The 21,136-nt window shown below is 70.9% G+C and carries 19 protein-coding genes; 10 read left to right on the plus strand and 9 right to left on the minus strand.

Going from position 1 to position 21,136, the window contains the following annotated elements; genetic code table 11:
• Window positions 1-99 precede the first annotated feature (99 nt).
• Window positions 100-1,581, plus strand: coding sequence for a tRNA (N6-isopentenyl adenosine(37)-C2)-methylthiotransferase MiaB (gene miaB, locus AA23TX_RS08805; protein WP_155542066.1), 1,482 nt, complete (start codon window positions 100-102; stop codon window positions 1,579-1,581).
• Entirely contained in the window at window positions 1,578-2,051 is a 474-nt protein-coding gene (locus tag AA23TX_RS08810; protein ID WP_155542067.1) for an Rv2732c family membrane protein, read from the plus strand. Before miaB ends, AA23TX_RS08810 begins: the two co-directional genes overlap by 4 nt.
• Here the strand turns inward: AA23TX_RS08810 and AA23TX_RS08815 are convergent.
• Together AA23TX_RS08815 and AA23TX_RS08820 are read right to left on the minus strand one after the other, a co-directional pair.
• On the minus strand, window positions 2,048-2,479 hold the full coding sequence (locus tag AA23TX_RS08815) for a hypothetical protein (RefSeq protein WP_155542068.1): 432 nt from the start codon (window positions 2,477-2,479) through the stop codon (window positions 2,048-2,050). The two genes, AA23TX_RS08810 and AA23TX_RS08815, sit on opposite strands and share 4 nt — an antisense overlap.
• A 147-nt stretch (window positions 2,480-2,626) precedes the next feature.
• On the minus strand, window positions 2,627-3,940 hold the full coding sequence (locus AA23TX_RS08820; RefSeq protein WP_155542069.1) for a DUF349 domain-containing protein: 1,314 nt from the start codon (window positions 3,938-3,940) through the stop codon (window positions 2,627-2,629).
• 218 nt (window positions 3,941-4,158) lie between these two features.
• Between AA23TX_RS08820 and miaA the strand changes: the two genes are divergently transcribed.
• Entirely contained in the window at window positions 4,159-5,085 is a 927-nt protein-coding gene (miaA, locus tag AA23TX_RS08825) for a tRNA (adenosine(37)-N6)-dimethylallyltransferase MiaA (protein WP_155542070.1), read from the plus strand.
• 10 nt (window positions 5,086-5,095) lie between these two features.
• A complete protein-coding gene (gene dapF / locus AA23TX_RS08830) occupies window positions 5,096-5,923 on the plus strand; it encodes a diaminopimelate epimerase (protein WP_155542071.1) in 828 nt (275 codons plus the stop codon).
• A gap of 18 nt (window positions 5,924-5,941) precedes the next feature.
• Here the strand turns inward: dapF and AA23TX_RS08835 are convergent, their stop codons facing one another.
• The 3 genes from AA23TX_RS08835 to AA23TX_RS08845 all read right to left on the minus strand — a co-directional run bounded on the left by AA23TX_RS08835 (window position 5,942) and on the right by AA23TX_RS08845 (window position 10,747).
• Entirely contained in the window at window positions 5,942-6,886 is a 945-nt protein-coding gene (locus tag AA23TX_RS08835) for a hypothetical protein (RefSeq protein WP_155542072.1), read from the minus strand.
• A 72-nt stretch (window positions 6,887-6,958) separates the two neighbouring features.
• Complete coding sequence (valS, locus tag AA23TX_RS08840; RefSeq protein WP_155542073.1) at window positions 6,959-9,484, minus strand: valine--tRNA ligase; 2,526 nt, start codon at window positions 9,482-9,484, stop codon at window positions 6,959-6,961.
• Between the two features lie 9 nt (window positions 9,485-9,493).
• Entirely contained in the window at window positions 9,494-10,747 is a 1,254-nt protein-coding gene (locus AA23TX_RS08845; RefSeq protein ID WP_155542074.1) for an MFS transporter, read from the minus strand.
• Between the two features lie 63 nt (window positions 10,748-10,810).
• Between AA23TX_RS08845 and AA23TX_RS08850 the strand changes: the two genes are divergently transcribed.
• The 3 genes from AA23TX_RS08850 to AA23TX_RS08860 are packed head-to-tail and all read left to right on the plus strand — an operon-like array spanning window position 10,811 to window position 13,869.
• Window positions 10,811-11,314, plus strand: a complete 504-nt coding sequence (locus AA23TX_RS08850; protein ID WP_155542075.1) for an ArsR/SmtB family transcription factor — start codon at window positions 10,811-10,813, stop codon at window positions 11,312-11,314.
• A gap of 42 nt (window positions 11,315-11,356) precedes the next feature.
• Window positions 11,357-12,805, plus strand: coding sequence for a GTPase HflX (gene hflX, locus AA23TX_RS08855; protein WP_155542076.1), 1,449 nt, complete (start codon window positions 11,357-11,359; stop codon window positions 12,803-12,805).
• Between the two features lie 53 nt (window positions 12,806-12,858).
• Window positions 12,859-13,869: an SdiA-regulated/phytase-like domain-containing protein gene (locus AA23TX_RS08860; RefSeq protein ID WP_155542077.1), complete on the plus strand. Its 1,011-nt coding sequence runs from the start codon at window positions 12,859-12,861 to the stop codon at window positions 13,867-13,869.
• 293 nt (window positions 13,870-14,162) lie between these two features.
• Here AA23TX_RS08860 and lexA read toward each other — a convergent pair whose 3' ends face one another.
• The gene (lexA, locus tag AA23TX_RS08865; protein WP_196425240.1) at window positions 14,163-14,822 is read right to left on the minus strand and encodes a transcriptional repressor LexA; all 660 of its coding nucleotides are present in this window, start codon (window positions 14,820-14,822) and stop codon (window positions 14,163-14,165) included.
• A 354-nt stretch (window positions 14,823-15,176) separates the two neighbouring features.
• Between lexA and AA23TX_RS08870 the strand changes: the two genes are divergently transcribed.
• The 3 genes from AA23TX_RS08870 to AA23TX_RS08880 all read left to right on the plus strand — a co-directional run bounded on the left by AA23TX_RS08870 (window position 15,177) and on the right by AA23TX_RS08880 (window position 19,996).
• On the plus strand, window positions 15,177-15,647 hold the full coding sequence (locus AA23TX_RS08870) for a LysM peptidoglycan-binding domain-containing protein (RefSeq protein WP_155542079.1): 471 nt from the start codon (window positions 15,177-15,179) through the stop codon (window positions 15,645-15,647).
• Between the two features lie 1,009 nt (window positions 15,648-16,656).
• A complete protein-coding gene (gene nrdR / locus AA23TX_RS08875) occupies window positions 16,657-17,151 on the plus strand; it encodes a transcriptional regulator NrdR (RefSeq protein ID WP_155542080.1) in 495 nt (164 codons plus the stop codon).
• Window positions 17,152-17,182: 31 nt separating this feature from the next.
• Window positions 17,183-19,996, plus strand: a complete 2,814-nt coding sequence (locus tag AA23TX_RS08880) for a vitamin B12-dependent ribonucleotide reductase (RefSeq protein WP_155542081.1) — start codon at window positions 17,183-17,185, stop codon at window positions 19,994-19,996.
• 26 nt (window positions 19,997-20,022) lie between these two features.
• Here the strand turns inward: AA23TX_RS08880 and AA23TX_RS08885 are convergent, their stop codons facing one another.
• The 3 genes from AA23TX_RS08885 to AA23TX_RS08895 form a co-directional block, all read right to left on the minus strand.
• Window positions 20,023-20,355, minus strand: coding sequence for an isocitrate lyase/phosphoenolpyruvate mutase family protein (locus AA23TX_RS08885; protein WP_196425241.1), 333 nt, complete (start codon window positions 20,353-20,355; stop codon window positions 20,023-20,025).
• Between the two features lie 212 nt (window positions 20,356-20,567).
• Window positions 20,568-20,894, minus strand: a complete 327-nt coding sequence (locus AA23TX_RS08890; RefSeq protein WP_155542083.1) for a VOC family protein — start codon at window positions 20,892-20,894, stop codon at window positions 20,568-20,570.
• Window positions 20,891-21,046, minus strand: a complete 156-nt coding sequence (locus tag AA23TX_RS08895; protein ID WP_155542084.1) for a ribbon-helix-helix domain-containing protein — start codon at window positions 21,044-21,046, stop codon at window positions 20,891-20,893. Before AA23TX_RS08895 ends, AA23TX_RS08890 begins: the two co-directional genes overlap by 4 nt.
• Window positions 21,047-21,136: the final 90 nt, after the last annotated feature.

Below are 21,136 nucleotides of genomic sequence, written 5' to 3' on the forward strand. Positions count from 1 at the left end.
GAGGCGCGCGCCGCGATCCCCCAGCCGGTCACGGCCCGCTGCCCGGCCCACGGCAGGCGGCGGCTTCACCTGGTCAGGCCGGGGTTACCCTGAAGGACGATGACCGAGAACCAGGCACCCAGGGCGTACCAGATCCGCACCTTCGGCTGCCAGATGAACGTGCACGACTCCGAGCGCCTCGCCGGGCAGCTCGAGGACGCCGGGTACGCGCCCGTCGAAGACGGCGCCAAGCCCGATCTGATCGTGTTCAACACCTGCGCCGTGCGGGAGAACGCCGACAACAAGCTCTACGGCACCCTGGGCCACCTGCGCCCGGACAAGATCGCCAACCCCGACCTGCAGATCGCCGTCGGGGGGTGTCTCGCCCAGAAGGACCGCGGGGAGATCGTCAAGCGGGCTCCCTGGGTCGACGTCGTCTTCGGGACCCACAACATCGGGTCGCTGCCGACGCTGCTCGAACGCGCGCGGCACAACGCCGAGGCCGAAGTCGAGATCCTCGAGTCGCTCGAGACCTTCCCCTCCACGCTGCCCGCGCGCCGCGAATCGTCCTACGCGAGCTGGGTGTCCGTTTCGGTCGGGTGCAACAACACCTGCACCTTCTGCATCGTCCCCGCCCTGCGCGGCAAGGAACGCGACCGCCGGCCCGGCGAGATCCTCGCCGAGGTCGAGGCGCTCGTCGCCGAGGGCGTGCTCGAAGTCACGCTGCTCGGCCAGAACGTGAACTCCTACGGCGTCGAGTTCGGCGACCGGCTCGCCTTCGGGAAGCTGCTGCGCGCCACCGGCGCCATCGACGGCCTGGAGCGCGTGCGCTTCACCTCGCCGCACCCGGCGTCCTTCACCACCGATGTCATCGAGGCGATGGCCGAGACGCCGAACGTCTGCCACCAGCTGCACATGCCGTTGCAGTCCGGCTCCGACCGCGTGCTGCGGGAGATGAAGCGCTCGTACCGCTCGGCGCGGTTCCTGAAGATCCTCGACGAGGTCCGCGCGGCGATGCCGGACGCGGCCATCACCACCGACATCATCGTCGGCTTCCCCGGCGAGACCGAGGAGGACTTCCAGGCCACGCTCGACGTCGTCGCGCAGGCCCGTTTCTCCAGCGCGTTCACCTTCCAGTACTCGATCCGCCCCGGCACGCCGGCCGCGACGATGCCGGACCAGCTGCCCAAGGCCGTCGTGCAGGAGCGCTACGAACGGCTGGTCGAGATGCAGAACGCGATCTCCTGGGAAGAGAACAAGAAGATCGTCGGCCGTCGCGTCGAGCTGCTCGTCGCCGCGGGCGAGGGACGCAAGGACGCCGAGACGCACCGGATGAGCGGCCGCGCCCGCGACGGCCGCCTGGTGCACTTCACGCCGGGCGGTGCCCAGGTTCGCCCGGGTGACGTCGTCGAGACGGTCGTGACCTACGGCGCCCCGCACCACCTGGTCGCCGACGGCGACCTGCTGTCCCACCGGCGCACGCGCGCCGGCGACAACGCGGAGGCGGGGCTCCGGCCGAAGACGAGCGGCGTCACGCTGGGCTTGCCGGGCTTCGGTGCCCCGGCCGTCCGGCCTGAGCCGGTGAGCGGGTGTGCGCTGTGACGGAGTCCAAGGGCAACGGCGAGCTGGCCGAGCTGGCCGCCGAGATCGACGAGGTGGGCTACCGCGCGTCGCGCACGGTGGAGCTGGGCCGGCGCGGGTTCACCATCGCGGTGTTCTCGTTCGTGCTGCTGATCTCCCTGCTCCTGCCGTGGGTCGGCGAGCACGCGGGCTGGCGGGTGCTGGCCGGCGAAGGCGGCGGCATCCCGCAGCTGTTCGCGGCGACGTCGACCGGCGTCGGCATCCTCGCCTCGGCGCTGGCGCTGGTGACGCGCCGCTGGTGGCTGGCCTGGGTGTGCGCCGCCGGCGGCTGGTTCGCCTCGGTGGACGGGCTGCTGGCCATCTGGTCGCAGCAGTCGTCGCACGCCAGCGGAGCCGCGGGCGGCGGACCCGGGTACGGCCTGATCATCGCCTGGATCGCGATGATCTGCCTCGCGGTGTCGTGGATGCGGACCGCGTTCTCGCGGAACTAGATCACCACGAGGCCGATCACGCTGGAGACCGCGCTGACGTAGAGCTCGGTCTCCGGGTGGAAGACCCGCAGCGTCAGGCTGGCCCGGACGCTGAAGCTCAGGCTGAACACGAAGTTCCCGTTCGGCCGGCAGGTGCCGGTGGTCAGGTCGACCCAGACACCGGCCTTGAGCTGCTGGACGATCACGGGCTCGCCGCCGGAGACGCTCTCCTGCCCGCCGAGGTCGGCGAACGAGCCCTTGATCTTCGTCTCTTCGCCGACCTTGACGCGGTTCTTGTCGGCCTTGGCCTCGACCTTGGCCTTGTGCTTCTTCTTGCCCTGGACGACGGCGGGGGCGGGCCCGGTGGCGGCCAGCGCGACGGTCGGCGCGGCGAGCGCGACGGTGCAGGCGATGACCAGCGCGGACACGAGGTTCGATGGCTTGCTCATGATCGAAGTGGAGCATTCGCGAGCGGGGAAAGCGCCGGAAGACACCTGGCCGTGCGAGGCGTCGCACCGCTTCGGGTGACGCGTTAACCGTCCGATAACCGCCGAAGGGTCTCTTCGCCGTGACGAAGAGACCCTCCGAAACAAACCTCAGCGATCGGCGACCGCGGCCTCGGCGGCCTCCAGCCACTCCCGCCACTGAGCAGCCTGCTCGTCGGCCTTCTTCGCCCGACGCTCATCCCCGGCAGCACGAGCCTTCGCCGCCTGCGACTCGAACTGCTCGACACGCTCGCGGAACTGCGCGGCCCGCGCCTGCGCCTCCGGGTCGGTGCGCCGCCACCGGGAGTCCTCCGCCGACTTCACCGAGTCCTGGACCGCCTTCAGCCGGCCGTCCAGCTCGCGGATGCGCTCGCGCGGGACCTTGCCGATCTCGTCCCACTGCTCCTGGATCTTGCGCAGCGCGTTCTTCGCGGCTTCCAAGTTCGACGCGGCGTCGATCTTCTCCGCCTCGACCAGCAGTTCCTCCTTGCGGGACGCGTTCGTCGAGAACTCGGCGTCGCGCTCGGAGAACACCGCGGACCGGCGGGCGAAGAACTTGTCCTGCGCCGCGCGGAACCGCTGCCACAGGGCCTCGTCGCTGTCCTTGGGCGCGCGGCCGGCGGCCTTCCACTCGGTCATCAGGTCCTTGTAGCGGCCCGCGGTCTCGCCCCAGTCCTCGGACTCGCTGATGGCCTCGGCCTCGGCGATGAGCTCTTCCTTGCGCGTCTTGGCCGACGCGCGCTGCTTGTCCAGCTCGGCGAAGTGCGACCCGCGTCGCCGGTTGAAGCCCTCGCGGGCCTTGGAGAACCGCTTCCACAGCTCGTCGTCGGTCTTGCGGTCGACGCCCTTGACCGTCTTCCACTCGTCCAGGATCGCGCGCAGCCGGTCGCCCGCCGCCTTCCACTGGGTGGAGTCGGCGGCGATCTTCTCGGCCTCCTCGGCCAGCTCCTGCTTCCGCGCGACCGCGGCCGCGCGGGCCACCTCACGCTCCGCCTTCGCGCTGGCCAGCGCCTTCTCGGCGTGCCCGATGACGTACTCCAGCCGCGCGGCGAGCGCGGCCAGGTCGCCGACCACGGCGGCCTCGGCCAGGCCGTCCCGGATCTGGGTGGCGCTCGACAGCGCGTGCTTCGGGTCGCCGGCCCCGGAGGCCAGCCGGGTCTCCAGCAGCTCGACCTCGGTACGCACGTCGTCGAAGCGGCGGGCGTAGTGCACCAGGCCCTCGTCGGGGGTGCCCGCCTGCCAGACGCCGACCGCGCGCTCACCGTCGGGGGTGATGACGTAAACGGTCCCCTCTTCGTCGATACGGCCCCAGGTGGACGGGGTGGTCTCGGCGAGCGGCACGGGCGGGGCGGCGTGCCCGGCGTGCAGCGCGTGCGGCACCGGGTGCGGGGCCGGGGTACCGGTGGAAGTGTTCTCCTGGGCCATCGCAGGCTCCTTATCGCCTGTACGCCCGCTGGTGCGGGCGCCCCGCCGCGGAAGCGGGGCCGGGTAGTGCGGTCGTCACGGGCCGTGCTCGGATGCTACGGCCCCACGCGGCATTCAAGCAGCTCAGCGCGCACCGTGGTACTGGATGGGCCACTCGAAGCTCGTGATCCTACTTCCGGTGGACGCTCCGTGGCGGCCCGCCGGTATCGTCAGCCGTCGTGACCAGCCCCGCCGCACCGCCCGGAACCCGTCCCGTGGCGGTGGTCGGGCCGACGGCCACCGGCAAGACCGCGCTGGCCGTGGAGCTGGCGCTGGAGCTGGGCGGCGAGGTCGTCAACGCCGACGCGCTGCAGCTCTACCGGGGGATGGACATCGGCACCGCCAAGGCCACCGCGGCCGAGCGACGCGGTGTCCCGCACCACCTCCTCGACGTCCTGGACGTCACCGAGACCGCGTCCGTCGCGGCCTACCAGCGCGACGCGCGCGCCGAGATCGAGCGGCTGCTGGCCGCGGGCCGGGTTCCGGTGCTGACCGGCGGATCCGGCCTCTACGTCCAGGCCGTGCTCGACGACCTGCGGTTCCCGGGCACCGACCCGGCGGTGCGCGCGCGGCTGGACGCCGAGGCGGCCGAAGCCGGCACGCCCGCCCTCTACACCCGGTTGAGTGAACGCGACCCGGCCGCGGCGGCCGCGATCCTGCCGACCAACACGCGCCGGATCGTGCGCGCCCTCGAAGTCATCGAGATCACCGGCGAGCCGTTCTCGGCGAACCTGCCGAAGCCCGGCCCGGCCCGCTACGACACGGTCGTGATCGGCGTCGACCGGCAGCCGGAGGAGCTCGACGAGCGCGTCGACGAACGGGTCCGGCGGATGTTCGCCGCCGGCCTGGTCGACGAAGTCCGCGCGCTTCTGGAGCGCGGCTTGCGAGAAGGGAAGACGGCGTCGCGAGCGCTGGGCTACCAGCAGGTGCTCGCCGAGCTGGACGGCGAAGGCGACTTCGAGGCGGCCGCCGCGGCGACGGCGCAGGCCACGCGGCGCTTCGTCCGGAAGCAACGGTCCTGGTTCCGGCGCGACAAGCGGATCCACTGGTACGACGGCGCGGAGACCGGGCTGGCCGCACGCGTCCTGGATACCCTGGGCCGGTAATCTTTCCCCCATGGGCGGAATCGAGTTCCTCAAGGGGCACGGCACGCAGAACGACTTCGTGCTGCTCCCCGACGCGGCGGGCCGCCTCGAGCTGACCGAGGCGAGGGTCGCCGCGTTGTGCGACCGGCAACGCGGCCTCGGGGCCGACGGTGTGCTGCGCGTCGTCCGCGCCGCGGCGCTGGACATCCCGTCCGGTGGCGAGTGGTTCATGGACTACCGCAACGCCGACGGGTCGATCGCCGAGATGTGCGGCAACGGCGTGCGCGTCTTCGCCCGCTACCTCGTCGACGCCGGTCTCGCGACCGAGGGCGAGTTCGTCGTCGGCACCCGCGCCGGCGACCGCCCCGTGGTGGTGCACCCCGACCGCTCGGTGACCGTCGGGATGGGGCCGGCGACGATCACCGGCACCTCCGTGACCGTGGTGGCCGGCCGTCCGTTCTCCGGCGTGGCCGTCGACGTCGGCAACCCGCACCTGGTGTCGCTGCTCGACGACGACGTCGCGGACCTCGACCTGCGCGACCAGCCCGACTTCGACCACGACGTCTTCCCGCACGGGGTCAACCTGGAGTTCGTCAACCGCCTCGGCGAGGGCGCGCTGCGGATGCGTGTGCACGAGCGCGGCGTGGGGGAGACCCGGGCGTGCGGAACGGGCACGGTGGCCGCGGTGGCGGCGGCGCTGCACCTGGCGGGCACGGACACCGGAGCGTCCACAGTGGACATCCCGGGCGGCCGGGTCGAGGTGACGGTGTCCCGCGGCGGTTCGACGTTGTCGGGCCCCGCGGAGATCGTGGCGCGCGGCGAGATCGACGAAGCCTGGTGGGCCGCCGCCGGTTCCTGACGGCGGCAGCCGGCCGGTTCAGAGCGCGTTCATGATCTTCCAGGTGCCCCAGCGGGAGTCGTGCTCCTGGCTGAGCAAGGAAACGGCCGTCAGCACCGCCACGAGCGCGTTGGTCCGCGTGACCTGACCCGGCGCCGTGATGAAGTGACTGGTCACGTGCCGGCTGAAGGTCGTGGGGGCGGGTGTGCGGCTTTCCGGCCACCACGGCGTCATCGCGTGGAGTAAGGGCATCACGGTGGCCAGTTCGCGCAGGATGCCGAGCGACGCGAGGAACGACAACCCCGCGCTGTGGGCGCGTTCCGACAGCGTCTGGACGCGGCTCAGCGTCTTGACCTGGTCGTGCCGGCCGCCGTAGACGATCGTGAACGCGGTCCGGAGCAGCTCGTCGATGAGGTTCGTGGCCACCGACTGGGCCGGCGACGGGAGATCGAGACGAAGCGCCTGGACCGCTTCCCGGGCGACCCGGACCGACGGCGACCCGCTGGGAGCCCGGTCCACCTCGTCAAGGCGGTGGTCGCAGTGGTCGAGGATCACTTCGCGGCGGTCGTCCAGAACGGCGTGGAGCGAGGCCGCGGCGTCTTCGCCGTGGGCGGCCAGGAGCAGTTTGACGGTTTCCGGGTCGGGCACCCAGGCCAGGGGGACACCCTGCTCCAACGAGAGCCGGACGGCCGCGAAGTAGTCGACCTCCGCCTTGCCGTCGGCGACCCAGTTCGGCGGCGCGGCCCGCCGGTTGAGTTCATCGACCCTCTTGCCCGAGGCCCTGGCGGTTCGTTCGACCCAGGGCCAGAACCCGTCGATCGCGCGGCCGATGGAGTCCGCCAGCTGCCGCGTCGGCTCGGGGGCCGGCTCGGCCGAGGCCGGTTCGAGCAAGGGCCGGAACGGTCGCAGCAGGTCAGCGGCGGCGATGGCGAACTCGTCTCCGGCTGCCGAGGGACGGTCCGCTCCCGGCGCATCCGTACTCATGGCCAGAGATTAACGGGCCGACCCGCCGGAATTCCCGTTTCCGCGGCAGGAATTCCGCCGGGCCCGCCGACGTCAGCCGCCGATCTCGGCTTCGAGCGCGAAGTCGCCTTCCTGCGTCTTGACGTCCGCGATCGCGCCCGCGACGCGGATGTCCGGCTCGATCGCCGCGAACCGGGCCAGCACCTCGGCCGGGCCGGTCACCGTCAGCGTCTCCACCGCCGTGCGCATCGAGACCTTCGCGTCCGTCTTCGCGCGGCGCACTCCCGCGATGACCTGCCCGGCGAGGGAAAGCAGCTCCGGGTCACCTTCGGCCGCTTCCGGCGACGGCCACGACGCCCGGTGCACCGACCCCTCCTGCCACCACGACCAGACCTCCTCGGTCGCGAACGGCAGGAACGGCGCGAACAGCCGCAGCACCGCCGACAACGCCGTCACCAGCGCCGCCTGGGCCGACGAAGCTCCCTCGGGACCGCTGTCGCCGTACGCGCGGCCCTTCACCAGCTCGACGTAGTCGTCGCAGAACGTCCAGAAGAACGTCTCCGTCACCTGCAACGCCCGCGCGTAGTCCAGCGCCTCCAACGCCGTGGTCGCCTGCTCGACGACGACGGCCAGCGACGCCAGCAGCGCCCGGTCCAGCGGTTCCACCGCCACCGCGGAAGAAGAAGGCACGCCGAGGCCCAGCACGAACCGGCTCGCGTTGAGCAGCTTCGTCGCCAGGCGGCGGCCGACCTTCATCTGGCCTTCGTCCACCGCCGTGTCGACGCCGGGACGTGCGCTCGCCGCCCAGTAGCGGACCGCGTCCGAGCCGAACCGCTCCAGCAGGTCCACCGGGGTCGTCGCGTTGCCCTTGGACTTCGACATCTTCTTGCGGTCCGGGTCGAGCACCCAGCCCGCGATCGACGCCGCCCGCCACGGCAGCACGCCGTGCTCCAGCTCCGCGCGCACCGCCGTCGAAAACAGCCAGGTGCGGATGATCTCGTGCGCCTGCGGCCGCAGGTCCATCGGGAACACCCGCGAGAACAGGTCGTCGTCGAGGCTCCAGCGGCCGACGATCTGCGGCGTCAGCGACGACGTCGCCCACGTGTCCATCACGTCCGCTTCGGCGACGAACCCGCCCGGAACACCGCGCTGGTCTTCGGTGAAGCCCGGCGGGACGTCGCTGCTCGGGTCGACCGGCAAGGCGGTGTCGTCCGGTAGCAGGCGCGCGTCGTAGTCGGGCTCGCCGTGCGCGTCGAGCCGGTACCACAACGGGATCGGCACGCCGAAGAACCGCTGGCGGCTGACCAGCCAGTCGCCGGCCAGGTTCTCGACCCAGGACGAGTAGCGCACCTTCATGTGCTTCGGCACCCAGGTCAGCTCTTCGCCGCGGGCCAGCATCTTTTCCCGGAACGCCGGGTCGTTCCCGCCGTTGCGCAGGTACCACTGCCGGCTGGCGACGATCTCCAGGGGCTTGTCGCCCTTTTCGTAGAACTTCACCGAGTGCGTGATCGGCCGCGGTTCCCCTTGCAGGGCACCGGTTTCGCGCAGCAGGCGGACCATGATCTCGCGTCCCGTGTGGACGGTCTTGCCCACCAGCGGCGCGTACGCGTCCGCCGGCACGCCGTGCGGCGCGTCGGGCAGGAAGCGGCCGTCGCGGCCCAGCACCACCCGCGTCGCCAGGCGCAGCTCGCGCCACCACGTGACGTCCGTCGTGTCGCCGAAGGTGCACACCATCGCGATGCCGCGGCCCTTCTCCGGGTCCGCCAGGTGGTGCGCCACCACGGGCACCTCGACGCCGAACACCGGCGTCCGCACGGTTTTCCCGAAGAGCGGCTTGAAGCGTTCGTCGTCCGGGTGGGCGACCAGCGCGACGCACGCGGGCAGCAACTCCGGCCGGGTCGTCGCGATCACGACGTCGGAGCCGTCTTCGGCCGTGAACGCGAGGTCGTGGAAGGCACCCGGGCGTTCACGGTCCTCCAGCTCGGCCTGCGCCACCGCCGTCCGGAACGTGACGTCCCAGAGCGTCGGCGCTTCGGCCTGGTACGCCTCACCGCGTTCGAGGTTGCGCAGGAACGCGCGCTGCGAGATCAGCCGTGAGTCGTGCCCGATCGTCTGGTAGGTCATCGTCCAGTCGACCGACAGCCCGAGCTGCCGCCACAACGCTTCGAAGGTCTTCTCGTCGGTTTCGGTCAGGATTTCGCACAGCTCGATGAAGTTGCGCCGCGAGATCGCGACGACGTCCTTGCCCGGCTTTTCCGGCGGCCGGAAGTCCGGGTCGTAGGGCAGCGACGGCTCACAGCGGACGCCGAAGTGGTTCTGCACCCGGCGTTCGGTCGGCAGGCCGTTGTCGTCCCACCCCATCGGGTAGAACACCTCGAGCCCGCGCATCCGCTTGAACCGCGCGAGGACGTCGGTGTGGGTGAAGGAGAAGACGTGCCCGATGTGCAGCGACCCGCTGACCGTCGGCGGCGGGGTGTCGATCGAGTAGATCTCGTCCCGGGTCTTGGTGCGGTCGAACCGGTACGCGCCGGTGGACTCCCATACGGGTACCCACTTGGCCTCCAGACCGTCGACACCGACCTTGTCCGGGACCTGTGGGCGCTCGTATGGGGTACTCATGAAGCAACTCTAGGCGGCCGCGGAATCGCTTTTCGCCTCGGTCGGCAGGTCGCGCAGGTGCCGCAAGGGCGAGCACACGACCCACAGGACCGCGGCGGCCTCGCCGGTGACAGCGACCCACATCGCGCCGCGCAGCCCGAGTCCTTCGCCGAGCGCGCCGCCGAGCAGGCCGCCGAGCGGGATGGTGCCCCAGACGACGAACCGCACGCTCGCGTTCATCCGGCCGAGCAGCCGGTCCGGGCAGATCGCCTGCCGGTACGAAACCTGCGCGATGTTGTAGATGATGATCCCGAACCCGCTGAAGACGAGCCCGAACCCGGAGAGCCCGAGCCGCCAGTCCGGCGCGGCGAGCGGGATGAGCAGGTAGCCGGGCGCGGTGACCAGCGGGACCAGCCAGATCGCGCGGGACTGGCCGACCCGGCGGGTGACCGCGCCCGAGCAGACCGCGCCGAGGATGCCGCCGGCGCCGCCGACCGCCATGAGCGCGCCCACCGCGGCCGGCGGCAGCCCGACGGTCCGGGTCAGGAACAGCACGTACACGGCCATGAACGCGCCGTTGAAGAAGTTCGCTGTCGCCGTCGTGCCCACGATCGCCCGCAACGGCTTGTCGGAGAAGACGAACCGCAGGCCCTCGGCGATCTGCGGGAGCAGCCGGGCGTGGCCGTCGCGCCGCGGCGCGGGTTCCTCCGCGCGGATCCGCAGCAGGCACAGCGCCGAGGTGACGAAGCCGAGGCCGGTGACCAGCACCGTGTTCGCCGCGGTCACCAGCTGGACCAGTACGCCGGCCGCGCTCGGCCCGGCGATCTGCGCGGTCGACTGGACGGCCTGCAGCTTGGCGTTGCCCTCGAGGAGGTGCTCCCGGCCGACGAGCGAGGGCAGGTACGACTGGTAGGCGATGTCGAAGAACACCGTCGCGATGCCGACGAACAACACGACGACGAGCAGCTGGGCGAGCGTCAGCACCCCCGCCCACCAGGCGACCGGCACGCTCAGCAGCAGCGCCGCCCGCGTGAGGTCGGCGGTGAGCATGACCCGGCGGCGGCGCATCCGGTCGACCCACACGCCGGCGGGCAGCCCGATGAGCAGGAAGGCGAGCGTCTCGGCCGCGGTGAGCAGGCCCATCTCGAACGGCGTCGCGGCCAATGTCACCGCCGCGAGCAGCGGGACGGCGGTGTTCCCGACGAACACGCCGAACTGGCTGGCCGTGTCGCCGGCGAAGAGCCGCCTGAAGTCGGCGTGACGGAAGAGTGACCCCCGGTGCATGGTTCCCGAGTCTGCCGCGAGTGATTGGAAAGTGTCAATCACTGTTCGCTCTAGGCTGTGCGCGTGCCCTCTGAGAAACGACGTGCCGCCACCGAAGCCGAGGCTGCCGCCCTGGCCTCCGGAATACGGCTGCGCATCATCCGGTTGACCTTCTCGGAGGCGCTCACGAACAAGGAGCTCGCCGGACGGCTCGGGCGGGACCCCGCGACGACCCTGCACCACGTGCGCAAGCTCGTCGAGACCGGACTCCTGGCCGCGCAGCCGCCGCGCCGCGGAGCCCGGGGCGCGAAGGAAATTCCGTATCTTTCGACGGGGCTGTCGTGGACACTCGACTCATGCGGTGACAAGGACGTGGAGCAGGCGGTACTCGAGGCCTATCTGGCCGAGATCGCCGACACCGGATTCGAGGGCGTGCACCAGACACGCCTGGTCGTCCAGGTGGCCCCCGAGGAGCGGGCTGAGCTGGAAACCCGGCTCAACGCCCTGCTCGAGGAGTTCCGCGCGCGCCCCCGCCGTCCCGGCGCGGAGCGCACCGCGGTCTACCTCGCCACCTATCCCAGCACGTAAAAGTTCGGTTCCCGCGGCGAATCGTGGGAACATGGAGGCACGATGACAGAACTGACACACACCGAAGACCACGACGACGACCTGTACGACGGCGACCCGTCGACAGGCGAAATGGAGCTCGAGGACCGGGCGTCGCTCCGCCGTGTCGCGGGGCTGTCCACCGAGCTCGACGACGTCACCGAGGTCGAGTACCGGCAACTGCGGCTCGAACGCGTCGTGCTGGTCGGCGTGTGGACCGAGGGCAGCGCCCTGCAGTCCGAGGCGTCGCTGGCCGAGCTGGCGCGCCTGGCCGAGACGGCGGGCTCGGAGGTCCTCGAAGGGCTCATCCAGCGGCGGACCAAGCCGGACCCGGCCACCTACATCGGCTCGGGCAAGGTGCGGGAAGTCCGCGACATCGTCGTCTCGACCGGCGCCGACACCGTGATCTGCGACGGCGAGCTCTCGCCGGGCCAGCTGCGGCAGCTCGAGGAGAAGGTCAAGGTCAAGGTCATCGACCGGACCGCCCTGATCCTCGACATCTTCGCCCAGCACGCCCGGTCCAAGGAGGGCAAGGCGCAGGTCGAGCTGGCCCAGCTGCAGTACCTGATCCCGCGCCTGCGCGGGTGGGGTGCGTCGCTGTCCCGGCAGGCCGGTGGCCGCGCGGGTGGCGCGAACGGCGGCGTGGGCCTGCGTGGTCCCGGTGAGACCAAGCTCGAGACCGACCGGCGGCGGATCAACAAGCGCGTGGCGAAGCTGCGCCGGGAGATCGCCGCCATGGACACGATCCGCGAGACCAAGCGCGGGCGGCGGCTGGCCAACGAGGTGCCCAGCGTGGCGATCGTCGGCTACACCAACGCCGGCAAGTCGAGCCTGCTCAACGCGCTGACCGGAGCCGGAGTGCTGGTGGAGGACGCGCTGTTCGCCACCCTCGACCCGACCACGCGGCGCGCGCAGACCGCCGACGGGCGCGGCTACACGCTGACCGACACCGTCGGCTTCGTGCGGCACCTGCCGCACCAGCTGGTGGACGCGTTCCGCTCGACGCTGGAGGAGGCCGCGGACGCGGACCTCCTGCTGCACGTGGTGGACGGGGCCGACCCGGCGCCGGAGGAGCAGGTCAGCGCCGTGCGCGAGGTGCTCGGCGAGATCACGCGCAAGCGCAAGGAGCCGCTCCCGCCGGAGCTGCTGGTGATCAACAAGATCGACGCGTCCGACGAGGTCAGCCTCGCCCGGCTGCGGCACGCGCTGGCCGGCTCGGTGCCGGTCTCGGCGCGGACCGGGGCGGGCATCGCGGAGCTCGTCGAGGTGATCGCCGACCGCTTGCCGCGGCCGGAGGTCACGGTCGAGGTCCTCGTGCCGTACACGCGCGGGGAGCTCGTCGCGCGGGCGCACGCGGAAGGCGAAGTGCTCGAAGAGGAGCACGTGGAGGAGGGCACGCGCCTGCTGGTGCGGGTCCGCCCGGACTTCGCCGCGGCTTTGCGCGAGTACGAGACCAACTCGACCAGGGCCTGAGACGTCTCCGTAGTGTGCGGTCCACGGGGATCGCACACTACGGAGGTGGCTGGGTGCGCTGGGTGGTCGCTTTCGCGGCAGTTTCTTTGAGCGTTCTCAGCGGGCCCGTCCCGGCTTCCGCGGCTCCGGCGGCCCCGGAGACGCTGTGCACGGTGAAGGACTCCCGGATCGGCGAGCTGTCCGGCCTGGTGTCCGACGGCTCGAAGCTGTACGCGATCAACGACGGCGGCAGCAAGGTCCAGGTGTTCGTCCTGGGCCGAGACTGCAAGGTCCAGAAGGTCCTCACGGACAAGACCGATCCCTTCGACGTCGAAGACCTGGCCCGGACGTCCGACGGCCGGCTGTGGCTGTCCGACACCGGGGACAACAAGAAGGGCCGGCTGACGGTCGCCCTGCTGGAGATGAGTCCCGAGGGCAAGCTGACGCTGCACCGGCTCACGTACCCGGACGGCCAGCACGACACCGAAGCGTTGATCATGGACAAGGCGGGGACGCTGTACCTGATCACCAAGGACATCCTCGGCGAGGCCCGCGTGTACCGGCCGTCGGGGCCGCTGGCCAGCCCCGGGCCGACCAACCTGGAGAAGGTCGGCACGGTGAGGCTCTCGGAGACCGACACCCAGGGCGGCCCGGTGGGCTCGTTCGGTTCGGTGCTCGTGACGGGCGGCGCGACGTCGGCCGACGGAAGTGTCGTGGCGCTGCGGACCTATACGGATGCGTATGTCTATCCGGCGCCGGACGGCGACGTGCTGGCGGCGTTGCAGCGGACGCCGGTGCGGATTCCGTTGCCGGGGGAGAAGCAGGGCGAGGCGATCGCGTTCGACCCGGACGGGACGTTGCTGTCGGGAAGCGAAGGCGTCGGTGAGCCGATCCGCGCGGTTCGCGGAGCGGCCGCACTGGCGGCTTCGGCGCCTTCGACGGACGGAAAGCCGACGTCGAGCGCGAGCGGCGGGTCCGCTTCGGACAGTGGGGGAGTACCGGTCCTGCCGGCGGCGGGGATCGCGGTCGCCGCGGTGGGGCTCGGGTGGTTCGGGTTCAACAGGCTGCGGCGCCGCCGCGGCTGAAACGTCTGCGGGACTCGAATCGCGGCGCTCTCCCGCATCGGCTGTCCGGTGAACCGGCCGCCCCCTCCGCGCGGTGCGGGGCGCGGCCGCTGCGGCCGCGCGTCCTGCGCATCGCACGGAGGGGCGAACACGAGCACGTCGTCCGGCTCGGCGGGGGACGGGCCGGGCTTCCCGTCCTGCCCGCCGGCGGGATCACGCCCGCGGTGGCTCCACTGCCGATCTCGGCTCCCCACGGCCAAGATCATCTGATCAGGTGAACCTTTCGGGCCGTGCGATAGCCCGGAAGCCACCTCTCAAAGGCGTCGCAGCACGGCCACGACCTTGCCGAGCACCGTGGCGTCGTCACCGGGGATCGGGTCGTACGCCTCGTTGTGCGGCATCAGCCAGATGTGGCCGCCCTTGCGCTTGAACGTCTTGACCGTCGCCTCGCCGTCGATCATCGCCGCGACGATCTCACCGTTGTCGGCGTCCGGCTGCTGCCGGACCACGACCCAGTCGCCGTCGGTGATGGCCGCGTCGATCATCGAGTCGCCGGTGACCTTCAGCAGGAACAGCTCGCCCTCGCCGACGATCTCCCGCGGCAGCGGGAACACGTCCTCGATGGCCTGCTCGGCCAGCACCGGGCCACCGGCGGCGATCCGGCCGACCAGCGGCACGTACGCCGCCTTCGGCATGACCGGCTGCTGGTCCATCTCGATGCCCATGGGGTTGTCGTCGGTCGCCGAGAGCACGCCGACCGCGCGGGGGCGGTTCGCGTCCCGCCGCAGGTAACCCTTGCGCTGCAGGGCACGCAGCTGGTGCGAGACCGACGACGTCGACGTCAGCCCGACCGCCTCCCCGATCTCGCGGACGCTCGGCGGGTAGCCGAAGCGGCTCACCCAGCCGCGGATCACGTCGAGCACCTGCTGCTGGCGGACGGTGAGAGTCTCGTCCACGTCGTAGACCTCGGGCATGGGGTGCACACTGCCCCCGGGGGACCCACTGGTCCTGCCCGCCTTGTTCTCCTTCGCCACTTGCGTCGCCTCCCAGACGTTCGCTGCACGTATCGCGCGCCGGCCGCCGCCCGCGGGGTGCGGGCAGGCTCGCCGGCGGCATCTGCCCGGCAGATGCCCTGGTCACCGACGTTAGCCCCCGGGCACGACGATTTCAAACATCTGTTCGATCGACACGCCGTGTCCGCTCGATTTTGTCGGTGGTAGGTGGTAGACCTTCGCACGGGCGTTCGATAGAACGCCTGTTCGACCTTGATCCACGGGCCGGCACCGGCCCCGGAAACGGGCGGACACCAGGGTTTCGAGGAGGTTCGGATGTCCATTCTGGCCGAACGCGGGCAAGCCCGCCCGGCGATCCCGGTCCCGGCGCCACCCCGCCCCGTGCGCGTCCTGCGCGGACGCCGCGGCGAGGTCCAGCGCCCGCCGACACGCGCGCGGGTCGTCGCGGGTCGCGGGCCGGCCGGCTCCCCGTGCGCGGCGCCCCGCCGGGTGCCGGTGCGGTGGCCGTGGCTGGCCGCGCTCGCCGTCGCGAGCTGCCTGGTGGTCACCGGGCTGGGCCTGTTCGGCGGCGGCGCGGCGGCGAACGCACCGGTGCCGGAGCGCACGGCGACGGTCTCGGTCGGCCAGGGCGACACCCTTTCTTCGCTGGCCGCGCGGTTCGCCCCGGACAGCGACGCGAGCGCGGTCGTCGCCCGGATCAAGGACCTCAACCGCTTGGACGAGGCGATTCTGGTGCCCGGGCTGCCGCTGACGGTCCCGGTCGCCGACGCCGTTCCCGCACCGTGACGCCTTCTCGGGGATGATCGCCTGCCGGGATGCGGCCGGTCGTGCGGGGGATGGTGCTCCGGGAGTGATTGCTCGCTCGCCGGGATGCCGCCGGTTGCGCGAGGGAGGGTGTCCAGCGGTGCTGGCTCGCCGAGGTGTCGGCGGTCGTGCGTCAGCGGGTGCTCGAGGGTGACTGCCTGCCGAGGTGTCGGTGATCGCCCGGCGGTGGGTGCCCCGCGGCTCCGTCGAGCCCGCCGGGATGCCGCCGATCGCGCGGGAGATGGCCCCCGCAGCGCTGTCAGGCCCGCCGGAATGCTGCTGTTCGCGCGGTCGATGCTGTCCCTCGGATGACGGTCCGCCGAGATGGCGCTGATCGCTCGGCAGAGGGGTGCCTCGCGGATGACTGCCCGTCGGCATACCGCCGATCGTGGCGGGAGAGCCGCACCTGCGAGGCTGCCAGGCCCACACGGTGCTCGCCGCCCCGGTCTCGCTGCTCCATTCGGGTGACATGAGTCCGGTGGCCAATGGCCACCCTGAATGAACCGAACGACGCCCACCGGCACGAGCCGGTCCCGCCTGTCCCGAACGACCGCCGTGAATCACCCGCTCCAGTGAAACCGCCGATCCCGCAGGAGGCGGAACCCGGCCACCTTCACGACACCGGCCCGGGCCGCTCGACCCCCCGGTCCCACTGCTCCACCAGGGTGATGTCGTCCCCGCGGCTTCCCCGGCCCGTCCCAAGCCACTCCGAGCCTCCGACCCGAGACCGATTCATCCTCACCCGGGCGGGTCCCGCCCCGGCCGCGCCGCTTGCGTCCGTCCCCTCCGAGTTCTACGCTCGCCCGCTATATGTAGTAGTTACACCGCTGTAGTTGGTCCACAGGTTGGGGTAGACTGGGCAGCAGTTGTCCACAGCTGGTCGGCTCTTACCCACCGGATGTCCACAAAACGATCACCAGGTGCAGGGGTGCATGGTGGCCGCGTGGGCGTCGACCGGGGCGGCCGGCCGTGAGGGGAAGGTGATCGGCGGATGAGGTGCCCGTTCTGCCGGCATGCGGACTCCCGGGTCGTCGACTCCCGAGAGGTGGATGAAGGCCAGGCGATCCGCAGGCGGCGCTCGTGCGCGTCGTGCGGACGGCGGTTCACGACTTCGGAGACGATGGTGCTCGCCGTCGTCAAGCGGTCCGGGGTCACCGAACAGTTCAGCCGGGACAAGGTGGTGAGCGGCGTCCGCCGCGCCTGCCAGGGCAGGCCGGTCGACGACGACGCGCTGCAGCAGCTCGCGCAGCGCGTGGAGGAGTCGATCCGCTCCGCCGGTCTGGCGGAGATCCCGAGTCACGAGGTCGGCCTGGCCATCCTGGGCCCGCTGCGTGAGCTCGACGGGGTCGCCTACCTCCGGTTCGCCAGCGTCTACCGCTCCTTCTCGTCCGTCGAGGACTTCGAGAAGGAGATCGCCGATCTTCGTGAGGCCATTGCGGGTTCTGCTGCCCCGGAGGAGAGCGATCAGCGAGCAGACGGCGACTGACCGTCCCGCTGCGGGAGTGAGGGTTCGACCGATGACCGAAACCGTGGGAACCAGGACCGGCGCCGCCGCCGGCAAGAAGAGCAAGGCAGCCGGCGGGCTGAGCGTGAAGCGGGTCTTCACCACCGAGGGGAAGCACCCCTACGACCAGGTGACCTGGGAACAGCGCGACGTCGTGATGACGAACTGGCGCGACGGCTCGGTGAACTTCGAGCAGCGCGGCGTGGAGTTCCCCGCGTCCTGGTCGGTCAACGCCACCAACATCGTCACCAGCAAGTACTTCCGCGGCGCGGTCGGCAGCCCGCAGCGCGAGCGCAGCCTCAAGCAGCTCATCGACCGCGTCGTGAAGACGTACGTCAAGGCGGCGCGCGACCACGGCTACTTCGCCGCGCCGCAGGACCTCGAAATCTTCGAGCACGAGCTCACCTGGATGCTGCTGCACCAGGTCTTCAGCTTCAACTCCCCGGTCTGGTTCAACGTCGGCACGGCCTCGAAGCAGCAGGTCAGCGCGTGCTTCATCCTCGCCGTCGACGACACGATGGAGTCGATCCTCAACTGGTACCGCGAGGAGGGCCTGATCTTCAAGGGCGGCTCCGGCGCCGGCCTGAACCTCTCCCGCATCCGCTCCTCGAAGGAGCTGCTGACCTCCGGCGGCACCGCGTCCGGCCCGGTCTCGTTCATGCGCGGCGCCGACGCGTCCGCGGGCACCATCAAGTCCGGCGGCGCCACCCGGCGCGCGGCGAAGATGGTCGTGCTCGACATCGACCACCCGGACATCGAGGAGTTCGTGCGGACGAAGGCGCGCGAAGAGGAGAAGATCAAGGTCCTGCGCGACGCCGGGTTCGACATGGACCTCTCCGGCGCGGACATCTCCTCGGTGCAGTACCAGAACGCGAACAACTCGGTTCGCGTGTCCGACGAGTTCATGCAGGCGGTCGAGAACGGCACCGACTTCGGCCTGCGTGCCCGGCTCACCGGCGAGGTCATCGAGCGGACCGACGCGAAGAAGCTGTTCCGCGACGTCGCGCAGGCGGCCTGGGAGTGCGCCGACCCCGGCATCCAGTACGACGGCACGATCAACGACTGGCACACCTGCCCGGAGTCGGGCCGGATCACCGCGTCCAACCCGTGCAGCGAGTACATGCACCTCGACAACTCGAGCTGCAACCTCGCCTCGCTGAACCTGCTCAAGTTCGTCACGCCCGAGGGCACGTTCGACGCGCCGCTGTTCGCGCGCGCCGTCGAGTTCGTCATCACGGCGATGGACGTCTCGATCTGCTTCGCGGACTTCCCGACCGAGCCGATCGCCGACACGACGCGGAAGTTCCGCCAGCTCGGCATCGGCTACGCGAACCTGGGCGCGCTGCTCATGGCGCTGGGCCACGCGTACGACTCCGACGGCGGCCGCGCGCTGGCGGCGGCGATCACGTCGCTGATGACCGGCGTGTCGTACCGGCGCTCGGCCGAGATGGCCCAGGCGGTCGGCGCGTACGAGGGTTATGCGCGCAACGCCGAGTCGCACCAGCGCGTGATGCGCAAGCACGCGGCGGCGAACGAGCTCGTCCGCACCTACCACGCCAACGACGCCGCGGTCCGCGCGCTGGCGACGGAGGAGTGGAAGAAGGGTCTCGACATCGGTACGAAGCACGGCTGGCGCAACGCGCAGGCATCGGTGCTCGCGCCCACCGGCACCATCGGCTTCATGATGGACTGCGACACCACCGGGATCGAGCCGGACTTCTCACTGGTGAAGTTCAAGAAGCTCGTCGGCGGCGGCTCGATGCAGATCGTCAACCAGACGGTGCCGCGCGCGCTGACCGCGCTCGGCTACCAGGACGAGCAGGTCGAGGCGATCGTCGAGTTCGTGGCGCAGAACGGCCACGTCGTCGACGCGCCGGGGCTGCGTCCCGAGCACTACGAGGTGTTCGACTGCGCGGTCGGCGAGCGCTCGATCGCGCCGATGGGCCACGTCCGGATGATGGCCGCGGTGCAGCCGTTCCTCTCGGGCGCCATCTCGAAGACGGTCAACATGCCGGAGTCGGCGACGGTCGAAGAGGTCGAGGAGATCTACTTCCAGGGCTGGAAGCTCGGTCTCAAGGCCCTCGCGATCTACCGCGACAACTGCAAGGTCGGCCAGCCGCTGTCGACGGCCAAGAAGGAGAAAGCGGCCGCGGAGCCGGAGAAGGTCGTCGAGTACCGGCCGGTGCGCAAGCGCCTGCCGAAGAAGCGCCCGAGCCAGACGGTGTCGTTCACCGTCGGCGGCGCGGAGGGCTACCTGACGGCGGGTTCGTACCCGGACGACGGCCTCGGCGAGATCTTCGTCAAGCTGGGCAAGCAGGGGTCGACCCTGGCGGGCGTGATGGACGCGTTCTCGATGTCGATCTCGGTGGGCCTGCAGCACGGCATCCCGCTCGAGTTCTATGTCTCGAAGTTCTCGAACCTGCGCTTCGAGCCGGCGGGCATGACCGACGACCCGGACATCCGCATCGCGACGAGCGTGATGGACTACCTGTTCCGCCGCCTGGCGCTGGACTACCTGCCGCAGGAGAAGCGTGCGCAGCTGGGCATCCTGTCGGCGGACGAGCGATCGGCGGAGGTGGAGGCCACCTACGGCGCCCCGAAGGTCGACCTCGAAGCCCTTCAGTCCACAGTGGACTCCACGCCGGAGCCGCACGTGGCGGAGCCGGAGCACCCGCACCGCGAGGCCCAGACGACGACGGAGCTGATGGAGCTCCGCCTCGGCAAGGCGGCGGACGCCCCGCTGTGCATGACGTGCGGAACGAAGATGCGCCCGGCAGGCTCGTGCTACGCCTGCGAAGGCTGCGGCGCGACTTCGGGTTGTAGCTGACCGTCGAGCTGTGGCAGGCGTCCGACTCAGTCGAACGCCTGCCACAGCTCGGAAATCGGCGGCAGGTCGCCGACGAAGCCGAACCGGCCCGCGCGCATCTCGCGGGCTCCGTCCATGAAGGACTTCAACGCGAGCCGGGACAGCGCCGCGCCGATGCTGACGCGGCGGACGCCGATCCCGGCCAGCTGCTCCAGGGTGATCGACGGGTCCGCGAACCCCATCACGACGTTGACCGGCTTGCCCACCGACGACACCACGGCGCGCATCTCGTCGAGCGTGCGCAGGCCCGGCGCGTACAGCACGTCGGCGCCCGCTTCCGCCGGGTCGTCGGCGAAACCGTTCTCGAGATCGGCGTTCACCGGCAGGGGTGTCGCCTCGGCGATCTCCCGGACGTTGGCCAGGACCTCCGCCCGGGTCGCGCGGGTCCGGCCACCGCGTTGGCCACGCCGAGGCTCGTCGTGGCCAGGGCGTCGAAGCCGAGGCCGACGAGCAGCCGGGCCGTCCCGGCGTCCCATCCTCCCGGGACGGCCGCCGGACAACGGCGGCCGTGGACGGCAGCCCGGTCCTTGCTTCAGTTCCCGGCCTGGAGGATCCACTCCCGCCCGTCGGAATCACGGACCGTCATCTCGCGCGTCCCGAAGTGGGTGTCCTCGAACGGCGACACGACCTCGACGTCGGGTGGCACGTCGCTGTCGGTCTTCAGGACGAGCTGCGTCCCGATCGGCCGGCTTTCGGGTACCTCGGCGATGAACAGGTAGGGCCCGTCGCCGTTGCGCAGCAACCCCGAATTGTGGTCGGTCGCGAAGTCGATTTCGTAGCCGAGGGTCTGGAAGAACTTGGCCGCCTTCCCCCAGTTGTGCGTCTCGAGGTACACGGCCGTGATCCCGGTGGTGGTCATCGCTGTTCTCCTTCGGTGGCGAGGTACTGGCGAAGCGCCTCGGTGACGAGCGCCGACAGTGACTGCCCGGTGTCGACGGCGTAGTGCTTGACCTCCCGGATCAGGTCGACGGGGAGGTACACGTTGAACTGCTTGACGTCCTTGTCCGCCATGACAGGATGCTAGCATCCTAACTTAGTAGCCGTCGACCTTCACGGGATCTCCACCGGAGCCGCTCGGAAAATCCACGGCCGGGCGGCATC

The sequence above is a fragment of the Amycolatopsis camponoti genome, assembly GCF_902497555.1.
Classification (GTDB): Bacteria; Actinomycetota; Actinomycetes; order Mycobacteriales; family Pseudonocardiaceae; genus Amycolatopsis; species Amycolatopsis camponoti.